This is a genomic window from Arsukibacterium indicum (assembly GCF_019100565.1).
Classification (GTDB): Bacteria; Pseudomonadota; Gammaproteobacteria; order Enterobacterales; family Alteromonadaceae; genus Alishewanella; species Alishewanella indicum.
On sequence record NZ_JAHRID010000008.1, the window covers coordinates 197508 to 213948 of the forward strand.

Genomic DNA, 16441 nt, shown 5'->3' on the forward strand with positions numbered 1-16441 from the left:
GCTCTGTCTGCCAGTTTGCTAGCTGCAGACCGGGCTGATTTTTGCCAGCTCTTTCACCGTTTTGGTAAAGCCGTATTCGCTGTTATCGCTAACGTAGTAGTACACCATCTTGTTGGGTAGCATAACAACGCCAATGCCGCCAAATCCGGACATATAAGGTACCCAGCTCGGGTTTTCGCAGCTTAGCAGGGCCGAGTCACTTAAATTATACGCCCAGAAGCCATAGCGGTAACGGCTGCTGGCTTTACCGGCACTCAGGCCGCCATTAGTGCCCCGCTGCATTGCGTCCTGCAGCATGTCAGGGGCAAGCAGCTGCTGGCCATTAAGCTGTCCCTGTTGCTGATAGGCGAAGCGGCCAAGTTTAATTAAATCATCACTGATAAAGCTCAGGCCATAACCGGCCCAGGTAAGGGCGATCGCATCGTAGGTTCGTTTGCTGTTATAGGTAAGGGGGCTTAGTTGCAGCGGTCGCCAAAGCTCAGAAACCAGTAATTCTGTGTAGTAGTCAGTACTGGCACCAGCCAGGCTGCGATAGTACTGTTGCATAGCGCGACTGAGAATGTAGCTGTCAGAGCTATGGTAAACAAACTGGCTGCCAGGCTTGGCTTTGCGCGGATAGGCACAGGCATGCTGAATTTTCTGCTGATGGCTGGCCGCCAGAAAAAAGTTATCGATGGTTGCTTGCGCGCTTTCATCTGCTGAGAGTTTAACCGAGGTGTAGTTGCCGGTAGCCATATCAAGAGTCTGGCCAAAACTGACATCAGCCCAGCGGCTGGCGGCACATTCCCTGACATAATCGCTGATCGCCAGACCACGTTGATTGCCAGCATATTTTTGTTCCAGCCGCATCAGGGCGAACCCTGCAACTACTGATTTTGCTACAGAGTATGATGGCAGCACCATCTGCTCACAGAACGGATAATCGCCAGTGCGGGTTGCGCACCTGCCGGCATAATGCACGCCATTATAGTAGACGCCATACGCTGATAAATGGCTGCTGCTTTGGTCGGACCCAAGATTGCTCAGCACTATACCGGCCTGCGGATAGTCATTGATTAAAGCCGTGAGCGGTTTAACCGGTAACCGTTCGGTTACCTCTCGGACATAAGCGGTTTTTATGGCGGCTGCACCGCTTACGGTGGCAGGCTGGTAGCTGGCATTCAGGATGCCATGCAGGTTAAATTTAAAGTACTGACAGGTTTCCTGGGCTATCTGATAAGCCACTCTCGACACATTGCCATCATCTTTGAACAGGAAGGTCATCACACCGTTGTGAGTGCAGTTGGCATTAACTTCCTGCAGCGCAAACGGCAAGGCTACCCTGCTGTAGCCGTTGTCTGTGATCTCCTGCCATACCCTGCCAGGCAGCAACAAATATTCCCAGGTTGGATGACTGGTAGTGATTAACTGACGTTGTACTGGGATCAGGTGGCTGCCGTACTGCACAAACTGGAAACTAAAATCCGGTAAGCGATCAGGGTTAGTGTAGCTGCCGGCGAGATCTGTACCTTGCTCGGTTAAAGTACCGTTGACAATATTCAGGGTTAAGGTGCCGCTAAACTGGTTTAATGGGTTAGCTGCATTGGCGGGCAAGGCGAACTGGCTGTAGTTTTGCAGGCTGATATTGCCGGTACCGGTAAGCTGACTGTAACTAAGACCAGTGCGTGACACCCTGCCATCGCCAGGCAGGTCCAGACTGCTGGCTGGCTCAGACTCCACCGCTCTGTCAGAAAACTGGTCGGCAACTGCGACGTGGCATAATAACGCCACTATCACAGCAAATAGGCATCTATGCATTGAGCTAGCTCTGGCTGGATAAACATCAACTTGACTTTCGCACAACAGCTGAAAGGTCAGAAGGGCCAGTTTGCCAGAAAAAGCAGGGCCAGATTACAGCCTGGCTAAAAATCGCCGAAAGGGTTATCTGGCAATATCCAATTGTCGCATTGCGTTGCAGCCGCGCGGCAGTTATAACAGAGGCAGCCAGGTTTTGAGGAAAAGTACTGTGACAATAAGTACCATTGAGAAAGCTGAAATCCAGCTGGTTTACATCAGTGAGCGCTGTGCCGGCACCAACGATGCGGCGATAGCTAAGATCAAGCTGCGGGCAGAGCACAATAACCATCGGCGTAATATCACCGGCGTGTTGTTGTATTCCGAGCGTTACTTTTTGCAGTATCTGGAAGGTGAAGCGGCGGTAGTTGATGCACTTTACGCCAGTATTTGCCGTGATTCACGCCATACCAATGCGCGCCTTCTGTTACGCAAACCGATAACACAACGGGATTTTTCGCGCTGGAGCCTTGGGGTAAAAAAGCTACTGGATATTGAAGAAAACCAGGACCTGTTGGCGGTGCTGAATATGATAGGAGAGGCCAGTAACGTATCAGAAAGCCAGCTTGAATGGTTTAAACTGACGTTAAAGTAGCGAATACCTTAACGCCTTGATCTGATTATTCCACGTTTTGGATCTATTTGTAGAGTGTAAATTTATTTTTGTTTTAAATCAGCAGTTTGAGTTTTATGCTGTTGGTATTTTTGTAGTTCTACCCGCCGCTTTACCCACCGTTTTTCTTTTGCTTATGCTGAGCGTTATTGCTAAAAATTTGGTTCAAGCTTTAGTAAGAAATGCCTCTGTAAACGCCTCTGTAAATATTGCTGGTTTAAAAACGCTTGAGGCGATTATGTTATTGCTGCAACAAAATCTGCACTTAACGCGCCAGCAATTAGACAATCTAGTAGGTAAAATGCCGTGATACATTCAGTAGATCCGCCGCTTCTTAAGTAGTTAGCTCCGTGTGGATTGGCAGCAACTGTTGTTCGTCGTCTATCTTTGGCGGTAATCCTAATTATCGCCGAACTGTTGCTCAAGCTTATGCGAGTTAGATCGACTATTAGGTTTACAGTTTATTACCTGAAAAGTGTGTTCTTGTGCACTATTCGATTGACTATTATCCGTTTTTATCTACACTTTATTACGTATTTGGTTATTTGGTGTGTACCTATGTCAAAATCTGACAAATTATTGCTCGTTTTTGCCAACGCGGTAAAGGCTGGCGGCGGTATTCATAGCGCTGCAGAGCTAGCTTTTATGTTAGGTGAGCCATACACACCTGCTTTTACGAAATTTCTGGCCGACCGGGTAAAAAAAGGTCAGCTTAGGAGAGTAGCTAAAGGGTTATACGAAAGTGTGCTAACGCCGCCAGAGCCTGAAACAGCAATTTATAAAATCATCAAAAAATTGCGTAGCGATGAACTGAGTTATATCAGCTTGGAAAGTCAGCTAAGCCATACTGGTGAGATTTCGCAAGTGATGATGGACAGGGTTACCGTAGTGACAAAAGGTAGAAGCGGCACCTTTGCCACGCCTTATGGCGTGATTGAGTTCACCCACACCAAAAGGCCTGTCGAGCAACTTGTTGCTAATCTGTATTTTGACCCTGACATTAAAATGTATCGCGCCAATACCGAACAAGCACTGACCGACCTGAAATACTGTCAGCGAAATCTGCATATGCTGGAGCATGAATAGAGAGAGGATCAGGATGTTAAAACAACAGCTTCGTCAAATTGTACAAGCGAATCCAGACTATGCCGCTATTACCCCTGTTATTGAGAAAGAGATCCTGCACCACGACATTATGGCGGTCTTGATCAAGCAAGGTGCGATGCAAAGTCTGACCTTTATTGGCGGGACTTCTTTGCGTATGTGTTACAACAGTGCACGCCTATCAGAGGATCTCGATTTTAACGGTGGCCATAATTTCAAGCCAGCAGATTTCGATGGTCTGGAAGCCGACATTCAAAACTATATTCAGAATAAATATGAAACTGAGGTATGGGTAAACAAACCTGCAGCAGACAATCAGGGAGATACGGTTTCCTGGAAAATCAGTATCGTAAAAGAAGCGAACCGTCCGGACTTGCCTCGGCAAAAAATGCATATTGATGTCTGCGCCATTCCGTCATTCGACATTGAAAAAAGGCCCTTGTTAAACCATTACAATATCGTGGTACCCACCGAGGGTATTTTGGTGCCGGTGCAATCATTGCAAGAAACGTTGGCAGATAAATTTATTGCCGTCGCTTATCGGGCCAGAAGAATTAAACCGCGAGATATCTGGGATATCGTCTGGATCAAACAACGAGGCGTAGCGCTATCAAAAGAACTGGTAGAAAAAAAATTAGCGGCAAGACATAAACATAAAGACGACTTTAGAACCGCGCTTGAGCTGCAGATCAAAAAGTTACAGCAAGATGATGAAGTACGTGCTGATTTTAATATGGAGATGAGCCGTTTTATCCCAAGTCAGATCAAGGAACGTACGGTGGATAACCCGGAATATTGGGCTTATGTGCAGGCCGAAGTCAGTGCGATGGCATCGCAGTTACTCAGTAATGGTTCGCCAAAAACCAGGTTTGATATGGGGATGTGAAGCCTGTCTAACGATACTTAGAATTTTCTTAGTGCGTCTGATGAGGTGATTAACCTTACTATTCGCCTCACTGTGTGAGCAGATTAGCTAGCGTATTCACCTAAATCATGTAAGCCCGGCAACTGCGAGCTTGTACAACAAAGTGCCGTATTTTTGCTAAGCTACTGCCAAGAAATGCCAGAGGTGCCTTGTGCCAAAGTTAAGTTTAAAGCAACAGGTTGAGCAGCAAATTAGTCGCACTAACCAAGATGTTTTTCTGCGTGCTGATTTTGAGCAATTGGGTGGCTATGATCAGGTAGGGCGGGCACTTCGAGAGTTAGTGGCTGAGGGTAAGCTACTGAAAATTGGTTATGGCTTATATGCTAAAGCCCGGATCAGCAGCATCACAGGTAAACCTATGCTGGCATCTAACGGCGGTTTTAAGGCCGTATCAGAGCAAGCCCTAGAGCGGTTAGGTGTTGCCTGGCAGCCATCAGATGAACTTGTGCGCTACAACAAAGGTGAAACCACTCAGGTTCCTGTAAATACCACAGTTATTATAACAAGACGTTTTAACCGCAAAATTTCTTTGCGTGAGATGCAGTTGCGGGTTGAGCGCGGCTCAAAGCGTTAAAATAGCAGCTTAAATGGGCTTAACCTTGTTACTGTTTCCGGCAGTTTTTGCTTTAGCAGGCAGTCCAGATATTCTTCCGCAGTAAAAGGCGGATTTTTTAGGCTGGCTCTATGCCGTCTTACCGCCTCCAAAACAGCCCCAATATTTAATTCCATCAGATCGGTTATAAAGTCATCAGGGTGCAGTGCTTTAAGGCCGTATTGCCTCAGGGATTGGTCTGGAAAATCTTTTAAGTTAAAAGTGACAATTGCTTCTGCGCGGGTTTGAATAGCAGCAGCTACAACATGTCGATCGTTTTCATCTGGCAGTGTTATTGATGGAATCAACGGTTGGTAGTTTGTCACTAATGAACCAGGTACATGTAGGTCCATTAAATCGCGTACTTTTTCAAGTTGGGTCCGGGTTAAGTCTGCTCTGGTTACCAGCAAGTTTCTGATCCACTCGTCTTGAATATCAGCAGACCAACGGGCTCTAAACTGGCCGCTTAATGCAAGATACATTAAGAGGCTTCTTAATGGCGCTGGGTACAACACGCAGGCATCAAATACTACGGTGTAGTTCGAACTCATTAATAGCCCAGTCCTAATTCCTGGTCGAGTTGAGTAAGCTCATCTAGCGCCAGTAATCGCTGCGCTTCTAACTGGCTTTGGTAGCGCCGTAAATCATTAAAGCGTACTTTTCTGCGATTGCCCGTGCGATGGAATGGCAGCGCACCTTCATCAAGTAGCTTAATTAACGTGGGCCGAGATACGTTTAATAGATCCGCCGCTTCCTGAGTAGTAAGTTCCGCATGGATTGGTACCAGCTTGACAGTATTACCTTCACCCAATTCGGTGAGAATGTTTACCATCAATCGAAGCGCACTGACAGGGATCTCAACTTGCTTTAGTTGACCATCTGGTGAGCTCAGAGCAAGCGATTGTACATCCAGTTTAGTTTCTATGACGGCCGCCAGTTCCTGGCTACAAAGCTTGGCGAGTGCCGCCTCTTGTGCCGTCGGAAGTTGTTCATAGGCTTGCATGGTAAATTACCTTAAAAATTGAATACTGTGCAATTATTCGCAATATTCGAAAAATGTCAAGTTTTCGTATTATTCGAAAATTGAAGGTTTCGGTTTGCAGGCAGCGGTTCAATTGCCGCTACCACCTAGTCTAAATATCTTGCTAGACAAATAACTCATTAAATTTCTTACTGATAAGTATAGAAAGCATTCGCTTCTCAGATACATTCTTTTTCTTAGCAATTTCTCTTAATTGCTGCATGTCTGATGAACTTAACCATACGTTTGCTCCTTTTTCTGATTGCGGTTTACTGCGGAATTTTTTCGACTGATATGCTTGATAGACTTTATCCAGTGTAATTATTCGTGAGTCTTTAAGTGGTATTTGGGCATAAAGATATGCCAAAACACAGGCTGATTTCGTCGTCTCCGCTTGTGAGGTGGCGGTGCTAATAGGTATACCGATTACATCTGCAACATAATCGCAGAACCAAGCTGATACCTCTTTATTACTTGTTTCAAGATGCTTGAGCATTTTATGTTTAAAAGCAGCGTGGAGATTCCACCTATCCCTGAGAAACTTTAGGCACAGGTATTTTATCGATTGCGGAACATCCCACAGTGCAAAAAAATAGAGTATGAGTTCTCTGCATTCAATGGGTGATGAGGGGTGGTTGTCTCGCCATAAAGCGTCATAGCAAGTTTTTTCATAGCTAGTGTGGAAATCGTACGGCATTTTCAAAGTGAACAGAGGTTCAAGATTACTGGCCTCTGGATCAAAGCATATCTGTTTTAATTCCAGCCAGACTGTGTAGCAGAGTAGGGGGTTCTTTGTAGTGACCCATTCAAATTCGTTTAAAGGGACGCATTGGTCCTCAAAGAGTTTCAACTGAGAATCTAGCTCGTCACGTCTATGCCGCTCTAAATCGATCCGAGCTAGTAAACGTTCAATCTGTGTTCGGATCTGTTCAACCGATAGATTGATATTTCTTGGCGGCGACGGTGTTTGACCATTTAATTTCTTTAGCAAGGACGACAAGATAAATATAGCTTTATATTTACAATTCACTTTCTCAATTTCAGGAACTTCACTAGTATCATCACTCATGGGTGTCTAGACCTCTATAAATCTACATGTCCAATTTTTGGAAATTATTTAATCTGTTTTTTACTCATTTAGAATTAATTTTAAATTGGTATTTAATCGATTTTTTTTCAATCATAATTTGCTTACTTATATGCTTGTCAATCCATATAGGCAAGTAGTAATTGAAAAGTGGTATAACTCCAGAGCTCTAAAAATAACACATGAATATAAATCACAGCAGGGAGGGCGGAAACTAAGTACGTTGATAGGAGCTTTTTCCGCATAGCCGGTGACGGTTATAGTAGTATTAATTGTTAATGAAATGCTGATAATAGAGTCTTGGGTATTTAAATTTAACTCTCCTCACCTATCCCTGTGAGCATAATCACAGGAGACCAATCACCATGCCGCGACAACAATCAGCAGGTTCAAAGTTAAGATTAACCAACAGCGATGAGTACAAAGGCTATCCAATTTTGACGAACAGAGGACCTTTAGTTGAAGGATACTTAGAGCAGGCATTAACCGTAATCCATAATGCGGTTGCTGAACATCCGCGTACATTGGCTATCCGTGTTGATTTACGTTTACCCATGTACTACCAGGTAGTAAATTCTGATTTGATGTCTAAGTTTACCGAATCCCTTAAGGCGCAAATTCGGGCAGACTTATTGCGTAAAGAAGCTCAGGGCAAACGTGTTTACCGTTGTTCGTTAAGGTACATTTGGGTGAGAGAGCGTAGCAGTTCCGCAAATCCCCACTTCCACGTTTTGTTGTTGCTAAACATGGATGCCTATTTCACATTAGGCGATTTCACAGTTGAACATGGCAGAAACATGGCTACGCGCATCAAAAAAGCATGGGCTAGTGCATTGGGAATAAAGGTGGAGCAAGTTGCTGGATTGGTCGAGTTTCCCAAGAACCCGGTTTATCGACTTAACTATTACGCTGATAACTTCGATCAAGTGAAAGTCGATCTGTTTAGACGGGTTAGCTACTTTGCCAAGTTAGAAACCAAAGAGTATGGCACGGGAAGCCGTAGCTTTGGTTGTAGCCAACGATAGTCAATTAAGGTGTTTTTTAAAGATAATATAGGTCTGAGTTTTTACCGGTATCGCCAACCAACAAAAAAATAACCCCCAGCACAAAGGCTACCGCCGAAGCGGTAGCCGATAGCTGTGTTAAATTTCCAGTTCAACGAAGTCTTTATCAATATCCTCCTGGGTAATACCGATGTAGCGCAGCGTTACACCTTCAGAACTGTGGCGCAGCATTTTCATTACCCGGCCGATGTCCTTGGTGCTTTTGTATAAGTGGTAGCCTCGGGTTTTACGCATTGAGTGCGTGCCCAGGCTGATACCAACATCTTCACCGATTAGCGCAAATGCACGACTAACATAGCGGCGTGACAAAGGCGCGGGTGGCACGTTGCCGGCGCGCTGGTTTCGATACGACTGAAACAGATAAGTGTGATCGGGATACTGCCGTCTTATCCGGTTGGTAATTTCAATCGTCTTCTGGTTCAGTTTAATATTGGCTACCTTGCCGGTTTTTCCTTCCTTTAATAGCAGCCGCTCAGCCTGGATATCTGAAAAACGGATCGACAGCAAATCTGAGATCCGCAGTGCCAGGTTTAACCCCACATTCCAGATATCCGCCATTTGTTGGCCGTAGTGCCTGTCCAGTAAGTGACTAATCAGTTTCACCGTGTCCAGGCTTTTGACCGCTTGTACCTCAGCCATAGTCAACTTCCTCTTTTCGATTAAAACGCAGTTTTGAGAACTTCAGCACAGTGCAAAAAGTGACAGTGCCGGTTTATAAGGCTTTCCAAGTTCCCAAAAGACTAATTTGGGAACTTGGCATTTATGCCGTTTTGCGGTTGGTGTAAAAGCTTGCCGTTGGCGCTAAATAAGCCCGCGTTCAGCAAATGACACTGGCGTTTCACCCACAACGATATGGTCCAGCACTTTTACATCAATTAGCGCCAGCGCATCGGTTAACCGTTTGGTAATGCGCTTATCTGCCTCAGATGGCTCGGCCACACCAGATGGATGGTTATGTGCAAAGATCACAGCGCCAGCGTTATGCTCCAGTACCAGTTTCACTACTTCACGCGGGTAAACCGGTGCCGCATCAATGGTGCCGTGAAACAGCTCACAGAACTCAATAAGCCGGTGCTGGTTATCCAGCAGGATCACCGCGAAGACTTCACGCTCATGATGCGCCATACGGTATTTCAAATATTCCTTGGTGACATCGGGGCTAGTAAAGGCGTCTTTGCGCGCGTACTTCTTAGCAATTAGCGTTGCGGCTTTATCCAGAATTTCCAGTGCAGCAACGGACCATTTAACAACATCGGCAGGGGTTGGTTTTGGTGTCATGGTATATCTCCTTAAAGGCATTTATTTGCTTATGCACATAGGTGATATAGGTCTGAGATTTTTTCGATTTGGCTGCTGGCGCCTTTAAGTTAAAAAATACGCATCAGGCACATGGTCTGGACTAATACGAGGACCTGACCATGAAACTTATCAAATTAAAAACCGTAATGGATTGCACCGGCCTGGCACGCTCAACCGTGTATAAATTTATCGCTGAGGGGCGCTTTCCAAAGCCAGTGAAATTAGGTGCCAGAATGGTGGCTTGGGTAGAGAGTGAGATTCAGGAGTGGATCAAAGAGAAGATTGAACAGCGGCAGCACGTGCAAGCTAGTTAGCTTTAAAGAGAATAAGGAGAAGAAAGAAACTGATGGGTAATAAAAACAAAACCGAGCCACAAGGACTCGGTTAACCATTAGGATTAACAAAATGACATACTTTCGCACGACATATTGTTAAGGTAAAGATTATCTGAAGAGTAAGTTATTGTCAATACGAGTTAGTAAATTTTAAATTTTTGCGATTTTAGTTGGTATATCACTATGCCAGAGAAACTAGTTCTGATTTAATGATTGCAAAGATGTTTATACTCATAGTTCTGATTTGCGCCAAATCAAATCTACTAACCGGACATGGAATGAGATGCATAAAGTTCAACAAAGCTACAAGGCAAAAAATCTATCTTCATTAAAATCTTCAACCAACTCATACGAAAGTAGGAAAGTAACACGAAGCGAGTATGAATACTTAAAATTAGGCCAGGTAATGAAACGGCTTTATGGTTTAGGCTTTAAAGTTAAATGGAATAAGCCTTTAAGTAAAAGCATTTACCGTGAAATTCGAGAAAATGTGTCTAAAGACGAAATAAGCAGTCGAGATCTTTATAACGCAATTGGTTATCACGTAAGATCTATTAAGTATCTATTGAAAATGAGGCCAGGCCATGGTCGTTTTAACATCTATGGAAAAAAAGTTGACGAAGTCACATCTGAAGAGTCAAAAAATGCTTTAGGTCAGTTACTTAGCTACCATTCAGAATTCATGCGTAAAAGAAAACAAAAAAGTAGCAAAATCGCAGGAACAAAAAAGGCAGCAAGAGCAGAAAAGCGATAATGCGCTAAAACGCATGCCGCTTAACTTCATCTAAATTCGCCACCATAATTTGCTGCGCCTCCGGGCGCGCTTCAATTTTTGCCAAATCCAGGTTTAACGCCTGCACGGCATAAGGCACCAGCGCAGAGCGCACTGAGAACACCCGCTTGCCATGTTGCATATTGTAATCTTCGGCAATAATGGCTTTTTGATAATCGGTTAAGCGGGAATCGGGTACCAGTATGATATCAATGGTAGTATTCCAGCGCTCATCCTGCTCTTTGGTCATTTCGGCATCGCCTTCAATACCATTGATGCCGCGAAAGCGGCTTAACACAAAATCCCGAAACTCGCGGTTCTTCTCGCAGTAGGCGCGCACATGCCAACGCAGTGGCGTGCATACCAGCGTATGCGGGGCAATAATGCGGCTTTCTTCATCCGGGCTGGTGAGTGATACATAACCCATATCAATCTTTTTACCGTCGCGTGCGGCTTGTACCAGTGCCCGCAGAATATCCGGGTTTACCTGGCGTAGTGGTGGCGTGAGCATTTCGGTATGGGCAAAGCCTAAATCGAGCTGGCTAAAGGTGTGGGCAAAATCTTTGGTGCTGGCCAGCGCATGCAGGTATTCATCGGCCAGGCCACTGGTCACTTTGGGGGTAAAACAGGCAGCAGGTTTATAGCCTTTTAGTTTGCCGTCATACACCAAATTACCCGGCGCAATATCGCGCAAATAGGCGTTAATATCTTTTGATGCCTGCTGGCGCGCGATACCAAAGCTATTGCATAAATGCTTGGTAGTTAAACGGCCTTCCCATAGCGCGACTATTTCAATTAGCCGGTAACGCATTAACAGCTCCCAGCGCAGCGGCCAGCCGCTGGCAACTAAACAGCCGTTGACCTCAGGGTTACTATTGTTATCTGTCGAAAGCGGTTGATTAGGTTGAGGGTTTTGCATCTAAACTCCTGTAAAATGTGTCTGATTAGCATACATATCTGCAATCAATATGTTTCAGGCGTTATCCGTTTCTGCATTAAAGGTAGCAACCGGCCAGGGTAAATTAAACTGCTTTAAAATGGCTTGCTCTGCCGCTAACCATTGGCTGAAGTTATCAATCTTTAAGTCATACGGAATAGCCAGCACATAATATTCATAAGCCAGATAAACCAAATCGGCATAGCGCCAAATACGCCCAGCATACACCACTTTATCGTGCTTAGCGTTGACTAAGTGTTCAATAGCATTGATAGTTTTACACAGCTCTTGCAAGCGGGTTAGCCGGGGCAAGTCCTCAGCGCGAATGGGCTGGTTGTTCATAGTTAGCTCGCGTTATGTTGGGTGTTGCCCCAACTCTAAGCCAGTACGCGAACGTCTTAAAGGGCTTGGCGCAAACACTCAAAAACATCTGCCTGAAAAACATACACTGAACGCCTGCACAGTATGGCGTGAAAAAAGAAACAGCCTAAGATGGTGGCTTATGGATGACATGTCACTAACCATGACAGCAAAGGACAAGATAGCAGGATGCTATCAACAGGGTAGGAATTTACTGGCAGGGATGCCCATACTTGGAGGAAGTTGGAATGACGGTACTGCAACAAGATCTATTCTTAATAACCTTAGAAGCGCAATTTCGCGATCTATTCCAGGCCAGTAAAGCGGGCAAAGATAACAGCGAGCAACGCTTGCGGGCACAAGGCTTTATTCATGCTGGTGAGCTATTGCAACTATGCAGCCGCCAACAAGTGCAGCAACTAATGGAAAAGGTGCACTTAGAGGTATTTGGTATCAGCATTGCCGAGCGCAAGCCCTCAGCGCAGGCGCGCCGCCAGCAGGCTTTGCAGCTGGGCGATTATGCTTATTTTGAAGAGCCGGCGTTTAATCGGTTGTATCAAACCTCTGATGAATAATAAAACTGCAAATCAGTCTATTGACGACCTGGCTGGATTAACGCTGTTTAAACGCTTTGAAGGCGGAGCAGTGTACACCCAAGAGAGCAATGGAAAATACTGCGTGGTTATTGATGAAAGCAGCATTGCTAGTCTGCTTCCACCGGAAGAACTGGATGACATGGATCTTATCAAGGTGCTTGAGTTTAATACCGAGCAGGAGCGGTTAGTTTATTTAACTGCGAAATTTGGTAAGAATAGGTAATTTTTTTATGCTGACATAATAATTTTGCAAATGCATTGCGGTTAGCCATTCAGAATGTTGCTTCAATATGCAGGTAATAATTTGAAATTAATTGTTATTTATTCTTATCCATGTAAAGTAAGGCTTGTTAACTATATCAGGGACGAGTTATGGGCATAACAATTCAAAAAGTCATTATTCATGAGCTAGTTAAAGAACAGCATAAGCCGTTCGAGAAGGCTGTCATCAAATCAAATGTATTACCCGCAGATAATGCTGTGGTACTCCAGTTACTTGAAGGTGTAACAGGGTTATATGGGCGGCGTAACAACAGCGCGCATTACGGTACTTTTTTAGATGGCGCTAAAGCGGGCTACTTTCCTCCTGCATTTAAAAGCTATTTTGAACAGCCTAAACCTTCGGATGAGTCTTTTATAACACTGTCACATACTGCAATGGATGAGCTTGAGCGAGCCGCACTTGGTGCACCGGCTGCATCCGGTGGTTATATTCTTGCAGCTGATTATGAAAGCGATCAAGGACGCTTCTTTCTGATTGCGATGCTGAAAAAAAAGGCAGGCATCAAACTTTCAGAGCAACTAGTGCCAGAAACGGTGCAAGAGTTGGATCTGAACAGTTTGCATCAAGCTGCCCGGATTAACTTTGAACGGTTTAGCCAATACGTAACAGCAAAACAGGAAGAAAAGTCAGAGATTAATTACCTTAGCTTTGTAAGCCCTTCGACAAATAAATCAACGGCAGGTTACTTCATTAAAGCGCTTGGCTGTTCGAAAGGAACAGCGTCCGCAAAAGCAACAGATTTGGTCATTACTGAATCCTCTGCTTTTTTTAAAGCCAAACCGGAATTAGCTAAACAGCGCATTAAATTTAAACAAGATCTAACCTCTTACCTCGCTGAGTGTGCACAAACTGGCCAGTCAGCAACTTTAAGTAAGGTTGAAACGCTCGCCCGTAAATATTTTCCAGAAGATGATCACCAAAAAGCTGATGAGTGGGCTGAAGAGTTATACGCACGATTAAATGGTGAAAAAAATGCCGTTCCAAATGAGTTTCCAGTTAGCTCGACAGTGCTTAAGAAGCATACGTTTATTAAGTATAAAGCAGACAAATGGGATATTAATTTTGAAGTAAATGCGCTTGGTATAACGCCAGATGCGGAAATTCAGTATGATAAGCAAGGGGCAAAGCTAACTATACGACACCTGCCTGCCGAGATGAGAGAGAAGATAGAAGAAGCATTACGTGATCTAAAGGTAGAGAGCTAGGTTTATGCTTGCAAATCTTGTCATGTTTTATCGATCTCTTGGAAATCCATCAATCAAGGATGATCTTTGGCTTGATACCTCAGTTGTACTTAATGATGAACTTTATCAGCAACTAAAACAGGTCGAACAGCATCGCCTAGTTAGCTTTGATGAACTCGTACTAGATGGGGAAGAGAAAACGTTAGATGAGATAAGTGCTACTGATTATGGCAAAGAACTTCATGTTACTTGCCGAATTAGCACTGGTGACTGCAAATTTTACAGCGATATAAAAGATCTACTTAAACGTAATAGCAGTCTTAGTAAAGGTGATGTGAATGTGGCGTTTTACGTAGCAGAGGATGATTATTACTCAGCAGAGCAAAAACAACATTTATCAAAATACCAGCAGCTAAACGCTATTGTTCTTTTAATTCATGAACTCAAAGATCTAGCCCATTATCACGACTCAAAAGTTGGACAAGATGCTTTAAATTTAGTTTTTGTTAGGGAAGCAGAAGGAACAAGCTCAAAATCCTTGCAGCTGACGCCAAGATTAAGTTCAAATCTGGTCGAAGTACCACCAATCGATATTTCTGTCATAGTCGAAATAGGTCAACAGTCTGCCATAAACCCACATATTGGCAGAGAAAAGTCTGTTTTTCGCTCGACGGTAATTGAATTCTTAACTAACTCAGCCGGTAATGTTCAGGATAAGTTCGCTTATTTGGTGTTGCATTGGGCTGAATTTATTAAGCTATTCAAGAAGAATTTTGATACATACATCAGCGGTTTTGCTTTCCACAAAGCACGAAAAGAAGTGGCCGATGCTGAGGTAGCCGCTGCAGACCAACTTGCTAAAGTACTTAATGATATTTCTGGTAAAATCCTTGGTATACCGATATCACTCGGTTCACTTCTCCTGATAGTTAAGGCTGAGAATGTATTTGAGCAATTAGTTTTGGTTTTAGCCACTTTACTAGCATCTTGGTTACTTGCAGAGCTCATGCACAACCAACAGTTGCAGCTTGCACGCATCAAAGATGCTCGTTCGATTTTATTCGATGAGATAAATATCAGAGCAGTAGATTACCCGGAACCTTTACGCAAAAAGATCGAAAGCACCACCGAGTGTCTGGATAAGAACGAAAAAAAGGTAACAAGACTGCTTCTCTGTCTAAGGCTTTTTAGTTGGTTACCAGCAGTTGCAGCAGCTTTACTACTGATACATCTCAATGCATCAAGCCTTATGCTCAGCATTGAGGTGCTAGATAACTATTTTAGTAGCTTGCTCAGGTAGCGAATGCTGAGCAACTTTTGCGTATAGCGCATATTTTTTAGATGTAAAAAAAGAAGACAAAATGGCAATTGAAAAAATTACTCTTTCCCAACTTGAACAATATCTGTCCAAAGCAGCCTGGATCCTAAAGGGCCCAGTCGATGCTTCAGATTTCAAAGTTTACATTTTCCCGTTGCTGTTTTTTAAGCGCATTTCTGATGTATACGACGAAGAATACCGCAACGCATTAGCCGAATCTGACGGTGATGAGGTTTATGCCGCATTGCCAGAAATGCACAGGTTTGAAGTGCCTAAAAATTGTCATTGGTCTGATGTACGCGAAAAAACCGTCAACGTTGGTGAAGCGATTGAAAACGCGCTTCGTGGCATTGAGCAAGCGAACCAATCGTACCTGTACGGGATATTTGGTGATGCGCAGTGGAGTAATAAAAATAAGCTGTCGGATAAACTGCTGATAGATTTAATCGAGCATTTTTCGCAATACACGCTGGGCAATGTCAACGTAGACCCCGATATGCTGGGTCAAGCCTACGAATATCTAATTAAGCACTTCGCCGACTTATCGAATAAAAAAGCGGGGGAATTTTATACCCCGCGCTCAGTGGTGCATCTACTTGGCTTAATCTTAGATCCCCATGAAGGCGAAACCATTTATGACCCAGCTTGCGGTACTGGCGGTATGTTGCTCGAATGTGTTGACCATCTCAAACACAACAACGAAGACTATCGCACCTTAAAGCTATTTGGTCAGGAGAAAAACCTAACTTCTAGCTCAATTGCCCGCATGAACATGTTTTTACATGGCATTGAAGATTTTGAGATTGCCCGCGGCGATACCTTACGTAACCCTGCATTTTTTGCCGCCGATGGCTTAAAAACCTTTGATTGCGTGATTGCCAACCCGCCATTTTCATTAAGTGATTGGGGCTCTGAAAATTGGGCCAGTGATCCTTATGGGCGCAATATTGCTGGCGTGCCGCCGCAAGGCAACGGTGATATGGCCTGGATACAGCATATGGTGAAGTCCATGAATAGCAACGGCCGGATGACCGTGGTATTTGTAGTGGTCAAGTAAAATTGGCCACGGTTTTATAGTAAAGCCAGTATCTTTTCTCTGACTCATTTGGTGTTAAACC

The 16441-nt window shown here is 44.2% G+C and carries 20 protein-coding genes and 1 pseudogene; 13 read left to right on the plus strand and 8 right to left on the minus strand.

The annotated features are described in order from the left end of the window. Positions 1–18 precede the first annotated feature (18 nt). Positions 19–1797: a serine hydrolase gene (locus tag KQY15_RS16090; protein WP_217670938.1), complete on the minus strand. Its 1779-nt coding sequence runs from the start codon at positions 1795–1797 to the stop codon at positions 19–21. A 208-nt stretch (positions 1798–2005) separates the two neighbouring features. Between KQY15_RS16090 and KQY15_RS16095 the strand changes: the two genes are divergently transcribed. The 5 genes from KQY15_RS16095 (at position 2006) to KQY15_RS16115 (ending at position 5049) form a co-directional block, all read left to right on the plus strand. Next, a complete protein-coding gene (locus KQY15_RS16095) occupies positions 2006–2428 on the plus strand; it encodes a BLUF domain-containing protein (protein WP_217670939.1) in 423 nt (140 codons plus the stop codon). A 37-nt stretch (positions 2429–2465) separates the two neighbouring features. Further along, positions 2466–2756 carry a hypothetical protein gene (locus KQY15_RS16100; RefSeq protein WP_217670940.1) on the plus strand — a complete coding sequence of 97 codons (291 nt, stop codon included), beginning with the start codon at positions 2466–2468 and terminating at the stop codon, positions 2754–2756. Between the two features lie 248 nt (positions 2757–3004). Further along, on the plus strand, positions 3005–3532 hold the full coding sequence (gene abiEi / locus KQY15_RS16105; protein WP_217670941.1) for a type IV toxin-antitoxin system AbiEi family antitoxin: 528 nt from the start codon (positions 3005–3007) through the stop codon (positions 3530–3532). A gap of 13 nt (positions 3533–3545) precedes the next feature. Further along, positions 3546–4436: a nucleotidyl transferase AbiEii/AbiGii toxin family protein gene (locus tag KQY15_RS16110; RefSeq protein WP_217670942.1), complete on the plus strand. Its 891-nt coding sequence runs from the start codon at positions 3546–3548 to the stop codon at positions 4434–4436. A gap of 190 nt (positions 4437–4626) precedes the next feature. Then, positions 4627–5049: an S-adenosylhomocysteine hydrolase gene (locus KQY15_RS16115; protein ID WP_217670943.1), complete on the plus strand. Its 423-nt coding sequence runs from the start codon at positions 4627–4629 to the stop codon at positions 5047–5049. Here the strand turns inward: KQY15_RS16115 and KQY15_RS16120 are convergent. From KQY15_RS16120 to KQY15_RS16130, 3 genes are all read right to left on the minus strand, one after another. Continuing rightward, positions 5046–5618 carry a PIN domain-containing protein gene (locus KQY15_RS16120; RefSeq protein ID WP_217670944.1) on the minus strand — a complete coding sequence of 191 codons (573 nt, stop codon included), beginning with the start codon at positions 5616–5618 and terminating at the stop codon, positions 5046–5048. The two genes, KQY15_RS16115 and KQY15_RS16120, sit on opposite strands and share 4 nt — an antisense overlap. After that, positions 5618–6070: a helix-turn-helix domain-containing protein gene (locus KQY15_RS16125; protein WP_008606811.1), complete on the minus strand. Its 453-nt coding sequence runs from the start codon at positions 6068–6070 to the stop codon at positions 5618–5620. Before KQY15_RS16125 ends, KQY15_RS16120 begins: the two co-directional genes overlap by 1 nt. A 142-nt stretch (positions 6071–6212) precedes the next feature. Continuing rightward, entirely contained in the window at positions 6213–7157 is a 945-nt protein-coding gene (locus KQY15_RS16130; RefSeq protein ID WP_217670945.1) for a hypothetical protein, read from the minus strand. Positions 7158–7540: 383 nt separating this feature from the next. Between KQY15_RS16130 and KQY15_RS16135 the strand changes: the two genes are divergently transcribed. Continuing rightward, the gene (locus KQY15_RS16135; RefSeq protein WP_217670946.1) at positions 7541–8200 is read left to right on the plus strand and encodes an inovirus Gp2 family protein; all 660 of its coding nucleotides are present in this window, start codon (positions 7541–7543) and stop codon (positions 8198–8200) included. Between the two features lie 117 nt (positions 8201–8317). Here KQY15_RS16135 and KQY15_RS16140 read toward each other — a convergent pair whose 3' ends face one another. Both KQY15_RS16140 and radC read right to left on the minus strand, forming a co-directional pair. Then, complete coding sequence (locus KQY15_RS16140; RefSeq protein WP_217670947.1) at positions 8318–8878, minus strand: tyrosine-type recombinase/integrase; 561 nt, start codon at positions 8876–8878, stop codon at positions 8318–8320. Positions 8879–9040: 162 nt separating this feature from the next. Then, positions 9041–9460: pseudogene (radC, locus tag KQY15_RS16145) on the minus strand (RadC family protein); the annotation flags it as partial. Positions 9461–9657: 197 nt separating this feature from the next. Here radC and KQY15_RS16150 point away from each other — a divergent pair. Both KQY15_RS16150 and KQY15_RS16155 read left to right on the plus strand, forming a co-directional pair. Further along, the gene (locus KQY15_RS16150; RefSeq protein WP_057787568.1) at positions 9658–9852 is read left to right on the plus strand and encodes a helix-turn-helix transcriptional regulator; all 195 of its coding nucleotides are present in this window, start codon (positions 9658–9660) and stop codon (positions 9850–9852) included. Between the two features lie 304 nt (positions 9853–10156). After that, entirely contained in the window at positions 10157–10627 is a 471-nt protein-coding gene (locus tag KQY15_RS16155) for a ProQ/FINO family protein (protein ID WP_057787570.1), read from the plus strand. 4 nt (positions 10628–10631) lie between these two features. On the opposite strand, the gene KQY15_RS16160 is transcribed toward KQY15_RS16155, so the two are convergent. Further along, positions 10632–11564 carry a helix-turn-helix transcriptional regulator gene (locus tag KQY15_RS16160; protein WP_254795770.1) on the minus strand — a complete coding sequence of 311 codons (933 nt, stop codon included), beginning with the start codon at positions 11562–11564 and terminating at the stop codon, positions 10632–10634. Positions 11565–11618: 54 nt separating this feature from the next. After that, positions 11619–11924 carry a hypothetical protein gene (locus KQY15_RS16165; RefSeq protein WP_217670948.1) on the minus strand — a complete coding sequence of 102 codons (306 nt, stop codon included), beginning with the start codon at positions 11922–11924 and terminating at the stop codon, positions 11619–11621. Between the two features lie 266 nt (positions 11925–12190). On the opposite strand from KQY15_RS16165, the gene KQY15_RS16170 reads away from it, so the two are divergent. The 5 genes from KQY15_RS16170 (at position 12191) to KQY15_RS16190 (ending at position 16380) form a co-directional block, all read left to right on the plus strand. After that, on the plus strand, positions 12191–12517 hold the full coding sequence (locus KQY15_RS16170; protein ID WP_217670949.1) for a hypothetical protein: 327 nt from the start codon (positions 12191–12193) through the stop codon (positions 12515–12517). After that, positions 12510–12761, plus strand: coding sequence for a hypothetical protein (locus KQY15_RS16175; protein WP_217670950.1), 252 nt, complete (start codon positions 12510–12512; stop codon positions 12759–12761). Before KQY15_RS16170 ends, KQY15_RS16175 begins: the two co-directional genes overlap by 8 nt. 149 nt (positions 12762–12910) lie before the next feature. Beyond that, positions 12911–14026: a nucleoid-associated protein gene (locus KQY15_RS16180; RefSeq protein ID WP_217670951.1), complete on the plus strand. Its 1116-nt coding sequence runs from the start codon at positions 12911–12913 to the stop codon at positions 14024–14026. Positions 14027–14030: 4 nt separating this feature from the next. Further along, positions 14031–15305 carry a hypothetical protein gene (locus tag KQY15_RS16185; protein ID WP_217670952.1) on the plus strand — a complete coding sequence of 425 codons (1275 nt, stop codon included), beginning with the start codon at positions 14031–14033 and terminating at the stop codon, positions 15303–15305. A gap of 61 nt (positions 15306–15366) precedes the next feature. After that, a complete protein-coding gene (locus KQY15_RS16190; protein WP_217670953.1) occupies positions 15367–16380 on the plus strand; it encodes a type I restriction-modification system subunit M in 1014 nt (337 codons plus the stop codon). Positions 16381–16441: the final 61 nt, after the last annotated feature.

What these genes read in the sequence shown, in the direction of transcription:
- KQY15_RS16120 (WP_217670944.1), bottom strand. Translation starts at nt 5,618, where the DNA reads ATGAGTTCGAACTACACCGTAGTATTTGATGCCTGCGTGTTGTACCCA.
- KQY15_RS16160 (WP_254795770.1), bottom strand. Translation starts at nt 11,564, where the DNA reads ATGCAAAACCCTCAACCTAATCAACCGCTTTCGACAGATAACAATAGT.
- KQY15_RS16185 (WP_217670952.1), top strand. Translation starts at nt 14,031, where the DNA reads ATGCTTGCAAATCTTGTCATGTTTTATCGATCTCTTGGAAATCCATCA.
- KQY15_RS16140 (WP_217670947.1), bottom strand. Translation starts at nt 8,878, where the DNA reads ATGGCTGAGGTACAAGCGGTCAAAAGCCTGGACACGGTGAAACTGATT.
- KQY15_RS16190 (WP_217670953.1), top strand. Translation starts at nt 15,367, where the DNA reads ATGGCAATTGAAAAAATTACTCTTTCCCAACTTGAACAATATCTGTCC.
- KQY15_RS16090 (WP_217670938.1), bottom strand. Translation starts at nt 1,797, where the DNA reads ATGCATAGATGCCTATTTGCTGTGATAGTGGCGTTATTATGCCACGTC.
- KQY15_RS16175 (WP_217670950.1), top strand. Translation starts at nt 12,510, where the DNA reads ATGAATAATAAAACTGCAAATCAGTCTATTGACGACCTGGCTGGATTA.
- KQY15_RS16170 (WP_217670949.1), top strand. Translation starts at nt 12,191, where the DNA reads ATGACGGTACTGCAACAAGATCTATTCTTAATAACCTTAGAAGCGCAA.
- KQY15_RS16180 (WP_217670951.1), top strand. Translation starts at nt 12,911, where the DNA reads ATGGGCATAACAATTCAAAAAGTCATTATTCATGAGCTAGTTAAAGAA.
- KQY15_RS16125 (WP_008606811.1), bottom strand. Translation starts at nt 6,070, where the DNA reads ATGCAAGCCTATGAACAACTTCCGACGGCACAAGAGGCGGCACTCGCC.
- KQY15_RS16155 (WP_057787570.1), top strand. Translation starts at nt 10,157, where the DNA reads ATGCATAAAGTTCAACAAAGCTACAAGGCAAAAAATCTATCTTCATTA.
- KQY15_RS16130 (WP_217670945.1), bottom strand. Translation starts at nt 7,157, where the DNA reads ATGAGTGATGATACTAGTGAAGTTCCTGAAATTGAGAAAGTGAATTGT.
- KQY15_RS16135 (WP_217670946.1), top strand. Translation starts at nt 7,541, where the DNA reads ATGCCGCGACAACAATCAGCAGGTTCAAAGTTAAGATTAACCAACAGC.
- KQY15_RS16150 (WP_057787568.1), top strand. Translation starts at nt 9,658, where the DNA reads ATGAAACTTATCAAATTAAAAACCGTAATGGATTGCACCGGCCTGGCA.
- abiEi (WP_217670941.1), top strand. Translation starts at nt 3,005, where the DNA reads ATGTCAAAATCTGACAAATTATTGCTCGTTTTTGCCAACGCGGTAAAG.
- KQY15_RS16110 (WP_217670942.1), top strand. Translation starts at nt 3,546, where the DNA reads ATGTTAAAACAACAGCTTCGTCAAATTGTACAAGCGAATCCAGACTAT.
- KQY15_RS16165 (WP_217670948.1), bottom strand. Translation starts at nt 11,924, where the DNA reads ATGAACAACCAGCCCATTCGCGCTGAGGACTTGCCCCGGCTAACCCGC.